Raw genomic sequence first — 6,740 nt, 5'->3', positions numbered from 1 at the left:
CAATTTAAGTTTGATTTGCTTAAACCAGTTAAGCGGTGCTCATCTGTAAAACGTCATAATGAATGTCATTATGTGTCCACTCGTGAGGCTTGATATTTTTTAAGCCCGAAGGCTTTGATATCTGCTCTCGAGTGCCCACACAGATTGTCTGATAAATTGTTAAAGAGCGGTGCAGTCAGCGGCGGAGCCTGCTGCTGCGAGGTGGCGTATATTACGCTACTCTCTGTGTCAGTCAAGCGTTTATTTTCGCTCTGACCGACGGTGACTTTCATCACCTCAACACCGCATTCCGTAAGCCGTTGTGCCGTGTCGATGGAGGCGCATTATAGGGAGTCGTTCAGAGAGCGCAAGACCCTTTTTTAAAGTTTTGTGTCGTTCGTCTGATTAATGCGCAAAACGCGTGTTTTTAGCGCTTTTTAATCGCCTGAGGCAGCTCGGCGATACTATTAAGTACCCAATCTGCGGCCGCTTCCCCTTCCGCCGTGACGGGTTTGCCGCTACGCACCAGCACGTTTATGCCTACGCCCGCCGCTTTGCCGGCCAGCACGTCTTCTGTTTTGTCACCCACCATATAAGAAGCCGCCATGTCGATATCGAGATGCTTCTGCGCTGAGAGCAGCATGCCAGGATGCGGCTTGCGGCAGTCGCACTCCTGACGATAGGCTTCCACCGGCGCGTCCGGCAGATGCGGACAGAAATAGATGCCGTCGAGATCGACATCGCGGTCCGCCAGCGACCAGTCCATCCATTCCGTCAGCTGCATGAACTGGTCTTCGCTGAACATGCCGCGGGCGATGCCGGACTGATTGGTGATCAGCACCAGCGCGAATCCCATCTTCTTCAGCTCCTGCAACGCCTCGATGGCGCCGTCGATAAACTGGAAGTTGTCGATTTCATGGACATAGCCGTGATCCACGTTCAAGGTGCCATCACGATCGAGAAATACAGCCGGGACTTTATTCGCCACTGAGAAACTCCTGCTACTAAAGATGCTACTAAAATTGCCGCCTAGTATTGCATGATTGCAATAAAAGAGAGAATGGCAGATGAGATGACTTTGATTGATTTAGACGTCTGGATGCCTTACCATCCGTTCAGCTTTCGCACCGGAGTTCAGCGCGAAAGGTTCCACACCACGGACAACGCAAGACGATAATAAATAACCTAATGATTAAACTCGAAAATATTACCAAAGTGTTCCAGCAAGGCTCACGCACTATTCAGGCGCTCTCTGATGTGAGCCTGCATGTGCCTGCAGGACAGATTTATGGCGTTATCGGCTCGTCCGGCGCCGGTAAAAGTACGCTTATCCGCTGCGTTAACCTGCTGGAACGCCCGACGTCAGGCCGCGTACTGGTTGACGGCCAGGAGTTAACCGCCCTGAGCGAACGTCAGCTGACTCAGGCGCGCCGTCAAATCGGCATGATCTTCCAGCACTTTAATTTAATGAACTCGCGTACCGTCTTCGGCAACGTGGCGCTGCCGCTTGAGCTGGGCAGTCTGTCGCGCGAAGCGATTAAACAGCGCGTAACGGAACTGCTGGAGCTGGTCGGCCTGGCTGATAAGCATGACGCCTGGCCCGCCAATCTTTCCGGCGGTCAGAAACAGCGCGTCGCCATCGCCCGCGCGCTGGCCAGCAATCCCAAAGTGCTGCTGTGCGACGAAGCCACCAGCGCGCTCGATCCCGCTACCACCCGATCTATTCTCGAGCTGCTGAAAGACATTAACCGTCGCCTCGGCCTGACCATTCTGCTGATTACGCATGAGATGGACGTGGTGAAGCGCATCTGCGATCAGGTTGCAGTAATCAGCCAGGGCGAGCTGATTGAAAAAGACAGCGTCAGCGAAGTCTTCTCGCATCCGAAAACGCCGCTGGCGCAGCAGTTTATCCAGTCGACGCTGCACCTCGATATCCCTGAGGATTATCAGCAGCGCATGGTGTCGCAGCCTGCTGCCGAGCGCGTGCCGCTGCTGCGTCTTGAATTCACCGGCAAGTCGGTCGACGCGCCGCTGCTCTCTGAAGCCGCGCGACGCTTTAACGTCAATAACAATATTATCAGCGCGCAGATGGATTACGCCGGCGGCGTGAAGTTCGGCATTATGCTGGCCGAAATGGACGGCGCTGAGAGCGACGCCAACGCCGCTATCGCGTGGCTGCAGGAAAATCATGTAAAAGTAGAGGTACTGGGTTATGTCTGAGGCGATGATGGCTTTACTGGCGCGCGGCGTCTGGGAAACGCTGATGATGACCTTTGTCTCCGGCTTCTTTGGCTTCGTGCTGGGTCTGCCGGTCGGCGTGCTGCTCTACGTCACTCGTCCGGGACAGATTCGGGAAAACCGGACGCTCTATCGCATCCTCTCCGCGCTGGTGAATATTTTCCGTTCTATTCCCTTTATCATTCTGCTGGTCTGGATGATTCCCTTTACTCGCGCCATCGTCGGCACCTCTATCGGCCTGCAGGCGGCTATCGTGCCGCTGACCGTCGGCGCCGCGCCTTTTATCGCGCGTATGGTTGAGAACGCGCTGCTTGAGCTGCCGACTGGACTGATCGAAGCGTCGCGCGCCATGGGCGCCACGCCGCTGCAAATTGTGCGCAAGGTGCTGCTGCCGGAAGCGCTGCCGGGCCTGGTGAACGCCGCGACCATCACGCTGATTACGCTGGTCGGCTACTCCGCCATGGGCGGCGCCGTCGGCGCGGGCGGGCTGGGGCAGATTGGCTATCAGTACGGCTATATCGGCTATAACGCGACGGTGATGAATACGGTGCTCGTGTTACTGGTCGTTCTGGTGTATTTAATTCAGTTTTGTGGCGACCGCATCGTGCGTGCCGTGTCCCATAAATAAGTCAGCAATATCATTACGTCTCCATTAAGGAAGAGATATGACTTCTACATTTAAAAAGATTGCCGCTGTGGGTGCACTGATTGGCGCGATTGCGCTGGCAGGATGCGATCAGAAAGCCAAAGATCCGAACCACATCAAAGTGGGCGTGATTGTCGGCGCAGAGCAGCAGGTCGCCGAAGCGGCGCAGAAAGTCGCGAAGGATAAATATGGCCTCGACGTCGAGCTGGTGACCTTTAACGACTACGTGCTGCCGAACGAAGCGCTGAGCAAGGGCGATATCGACGTCAACGCCTTCCAGCACAAACCTTATCTGGATCAGCAGATCAAAGATCGCGGCTACAAGCTGGTGCCGGTCGGCAACTCTTTCGTTTATCCGATTGCTGGCTACTCGAAAAAAATCAAATCGCTGGACGAGCTGCAGAACGGCGCGCAGGTCGCTATCCCTAACGATCCGACCAACCTTGGCCGTTCTCTGCTGCTGCTGCAGAAAGTGGGCCTGATCAAGCTGAAGGATGGCGTCGGCCTGCTGCCGACCTCGCTGGATATCGTCGAGAACCCGAAAAACCTGAAGATCGTCGAGCTGGAAGCGCCGCAGCTGCCGCGTTCGCTGGATGACCAGCAGATCGCGCTGGCGGTAATCAACACCACCTACGCCAGCCAGATCGGCCTGACGCCGGCCAAAGACGGCATCTTCGTTGAAGATAAAGATTCGCCGTACGTGAACCTGCTCGTCAGCCGCGAAGATAACAAAGATGCTGAAAACGTGAAAAAATTCGTTCAGGCTTATCAGTCTGACGAAGTCGCGGAAGCTGCGAACAAGATCTTTAACGGCGGCGCAGTGAAAGGCTGGTAATCTCTTTCCTGACACTTCTGACCAGGGCGGCGCTTAGCCGCCCTTTCTTTTGCGCCGCATCCGGCGCGACTTGTTATTTCGCCTGGTCCTTGTTTCAATAACGCCACTTTTTACAACCTTGAGGATGTTGCCATGCGTTTATTACCGCTCTGCTTGTTAGCATTGATGCTGACCGGGTGCGTTCACGAATATCACCCGATAAGCAGCGCACCCGCTCATTCGCAGCCATCCCGCGAGCCCGCGCGCAAGCCCGCGCCGCGTCCCGCGCCGGTCAAAGTCTATACCGACGCCGCCGATCTGGTCAGCAAGCCGTTCCGCGATCTGGGCGAAGTCGCCGGCGATGACTGTCAGAGCAGCCGCCAGGATTCGCCGCCGAATATCGCCACCGCGCGCAAGCGTCTGCAGATTAAAGCCTCTTATCTGAAAGCCAATGCCGTTCTGCTGCATAAATGTGAAATCGTCAGCAGCACGCCAGGCTGCTATCGTCAGGCGATCTGTCAGGGCTCCGCGCTGAAAGTGAATCAATGAGCGCTTTCGCCTTCGAGCAGATCGGCGTAATCCGTTCACCGTGGAAAGAAAAATTCGCCGTTCCGCGCCAGCCTGGCCTGGTGCAGGATGGTCGCGGCGAGCTACATCTGATGGCGCCCTATAACCAGCCGGAGGCGGTACGCGGCCTGGAGAGTTTCAGCCATCTCTGGGTGCTGTTCGTGTTTCATCAGACCATGGCAGGCGGCTGGCGGCCCACGGTGCGCCCGCCGCGCCTGGGCGGCAATGCCCGCATGGGCGTGTTCGCGACGCGCTCGACCTTTCGCCCAAACTCTATCGGCATGTCGCTGGTTGAGCTGAAAGCCATACGCTGCGAGAAGAATCAGGTGATCCTGCAGCTCGGCAGCCTGGATCTGGTGGACGGCACGCCGGTCGTGGATATCAAGCCCTACCTCCCCTTCGCCGAGGCGCTGCCGCAGGCAAGGGCCGGTTTCGCGCAGGAAGCGCCCGCGGCCGATATGCCGGTGCGCTTCTCGCCGCAGGCGGAACAGCAGCTGGCGCAGCAGCAGCAGCGCTATCCCTATCTGGCGCGTTTTATCCGCGACGTGCTGGCGCAGGATCCGCGTCCCGCCTACCGCAAAGGCGAAGCGCAGTCGCGCGAATATGCCGTCTGGCTGCTCGATTTCAATGTGCGCTGGCGCGTCGATGAAAGCGGTACCGAGGTAACCGGCATCGAGCCGCGCGAAAACGCGCTTTTGAGCCCGTGATCTCGCTGGTACACTAGCCGCCAACAAAACTTTTGTCAGTGACTCTCCGTTCAACTGGAACCTTAATCAATGCGTACTACTCAATATTTGCTCTCCACCCTTAAGGAGACGCCCTCCGACGCGGAAGTGATCAGCCACCAGCTGATGCTGCGCGCCGGGATGATCCGCAAACTGGCTTCAGGTCTCTACACCTGGCTGCCGACCGGTTTACGCGTGCTGAAAAAAGTCGAAAACATCGTGCGCGAAGAGATGAACAACGCGGGCGCGATTGAGATCTCTATGCCGGTGGTTCAGCCTGCCGATTTGTGGCAGGAGAGCGGTCGCTGGGAACAGTACGGTCCGGAACTGCTGCGCGTGGCCGATCGCCACGAGCGCCCGTTCGTGCTCGGTCCGACGCATGAAGAAGTGATCACCGATCTGATCCGCAACGAGCTCAGCTCCTATAAGCAGCTGCCGCTGAACCTCTATCAGATCCAGACTAAATTCCGCGATGAAGTGCGTCCGCGCTTCGGCGTGATGCGCTCGCGCGAGTTCATCATGAAAGACGCCTACTCCTTCCACATCTCGCAGGAGTCGCTGCAGGAAACCTACGACGCGATGTACCGCGCCTACAGCAACAGCTTTAGCCGTATGGGCCTCGACTTCCGCGCGGTTCAGGCGGACACCGGCTCGATCGGCGGCAGCGCGTCGCACGAATTCCAGGTGCTGGCGCAGAGCGGCGAAGATGATGTGATCTTCTCTACCGAATCGGACTACGCCGCCAATATCGAAATGGCCGAAGCGGTGGCGCCGGCTGGCGATCGCCCGCAGCCGACTCAGGCGCTGGCGCAGATCGACACGCCGAACGCGAAAACCATCGCCGAGCTGGTAGAGCAGTTCCAGCTGCCGATTGAGAAAACCGTGAAGACGCTGATGGTGAAAGCCAGCGAAGAGAGCGGCCATACGCTGGTTGCGCTGCTGGTGCGCGGCGATCACGAGCTGAACGAGATTAAAGCGGAGAAGCTCGACATCGTCGCCTCGCCGCTGGCGTTCGCCACCGAAGAAGAGATCCGCGCCGCAGTAGGCGCTGGTCCAGGCTCGCTTGGCCCGGTGGGTCTGGCGATGCCGATTATCGCCGATCGCAGCGTCGACAAGATGAGCGACTTCAGCGCCGGCGCCAACGTCGACGGCAAACACTATGTCGGGATTAACTGGGAACGCGATCTGCCGCAGGCGATCGTGGCCGATATCCGCAACGTGGTAGAAGGCGATGCGAGCCCGGACGGTAAAGGCACGCTGCAGATCAAACGCGGCATCGAAGTCGGCCATATTTTCCAGCTCGGCACCAAATACTCGGAAGCGATGAAAGCGGCGGTTCAGGGCGAAGATGGCCGCAATCAGGTGTTGACCATGGGCTGCTACGGTATCGGCATTACGCGCGTCGTCGCGGCAGCCATCGAGCAGAACCATGACGAGCGCGGCATTATCTGGCCTGCGGCGCTGGCGCCGTTCGACGTTGCGATTCTGCCGATGAACATGCACAAATCTTTCCGCGTGAAAGAGCTGGCGGAAGAGCTTTACCACACCCTGCGCGCCAAAGGCGTCGAAGTGATCCTCGACGACCGTAAAGAGCGCCCGGGCGTGATGTTCGCCGATATGGAGCTGATTGGCGTGCCGCACACTATCGTCATCGGCGACCGCAATCTCGATAACGAAGAGATTGAGTACAAAGCGCGCCGCGCCGGCGAGAAAGAGATGATCAAGCAGAGCGAAATCGTCGACTTCCTGCTGAAAGCGCTTAACAAGTAAG

7 protein-coding genes are annotated in these 6,740 nt (G+C 57.6%); 6 read left to right on the top strand and 1 reads right to left on the bottom strand.

Annotated features, from left to right (window positions below; all coding sequences use genetic code 11):
- Window positions 1-406: 406 nt before the first annotated feature.
- Complete coding sequence (gene gmhB, locus JS46_RS08540) at window positions 407-967, bottom strand: D-glycero-beta-D-manno-heptose 1,7-bisphosphate 7-phosphatase (RefSeq protein ID WP_033749617.1); 561 nt, start codon at window positions 965-967, stop codon at window positions 407-409.
- A 200-nt stretch (window positions 968-1,167) separates the two neighbouring features.
- Here gmhB and metN point away from each other — a divergent pair, with 200 nt between their 5' ends.
- The 6 genes from metN to proS all read left to right on the top strand — a co-directional run bounded on the left by metN (window position 1,168) and on the right by proS (window position 6,739).
- Entirely contained in the window at window positions 1,168-2,199 is a 1,032-nt protein-coding gene (gene metN / locus JS46_RS08535; protein ID WP_033749616.1) for a methionine ABC transporter ATP-binding protein MetN, read from the top strand.
- Complete coding sequence (locus JS46_RS08530; protein WP_033749615.1) at window positions 2,192-2,845, top strand: methionine ABC transporter permease MetI; 654 nt, start codon at window positions 2,192-2,194, stop codon at window positions 2,843-2,845. The genes metN and JS46_RS08530 overlap by 8 nt, the downstream gene beginning before the upstream one ends.
- A 37-nt stretch (window positions 2,846-2,882) precedes the next feature.
- Entirely contained in the window at window positions 2,883-3,698 is an 816-nt protein-coding gene (locus JS46_RS08525; RefSeq protein ID WP_033749614.1) for a MetQ/NlpA family lipoprotein, read from the top strand.
- A 132-nt stretch (window positions 3,699-3,830) separates the two neighbouring features.
- Window positions 3,831-4,226: an Rcs stress response system protein RcsF gene (rcsF, locus tag JS46_RS08520; protein ID WP_033749612.1), complete on the top strand. Its 396-nt coding sequence runs from the start codon at window positions 3,831-3,833 to the stop codon at window positions 4,224-4,226.
- Window positions 4,223-4,951 (top strand): tRNA (N6-threonylcarbamoyladenosine(37)-N6)-methyltransferase TrmO, encoded by a 729-nt coding sequence (gene tsaA, locus JS46_RS08515; RefSeq protein ID WP_033749611.1) that lies wholly within the window; start codon window positions 4,223-4,225, stop codon window positions 4,949-4,951. Before rcsF ends, tsaA begins: the two co-directional genes overlap by 4 nt.
- Window positions 4,952-5,020: 69 nt before the next feature.
- A complete protein-coding gene (gene proS, locus JS46_RS08510) occupies window positions 5,021-6,739 on the top strand; it encodes a proline--tRNA ligase (protein WP_033749610.1) in 1,719 nt (572 codons plus the stop codon).
- The last annotated feature ends 1 nt before the right edge of the window (window position 6,740 follow it).

Source organism: Pantoea sp. NGS-ED-1003 (assembly GCF_000738765.1).
Taxonomy (GTDB): Bacteria; Pseudomonadota; Gammaproteobacteria; order Enterobacterales; family Enterobacteriaceae; genus Pantoea; species Pantoea septica.
The sequence above is the reverse complement of the archived record's forward strand: the minus strand, read 5'-3'. Positions and strand labels throughout refer to the sequence as shown.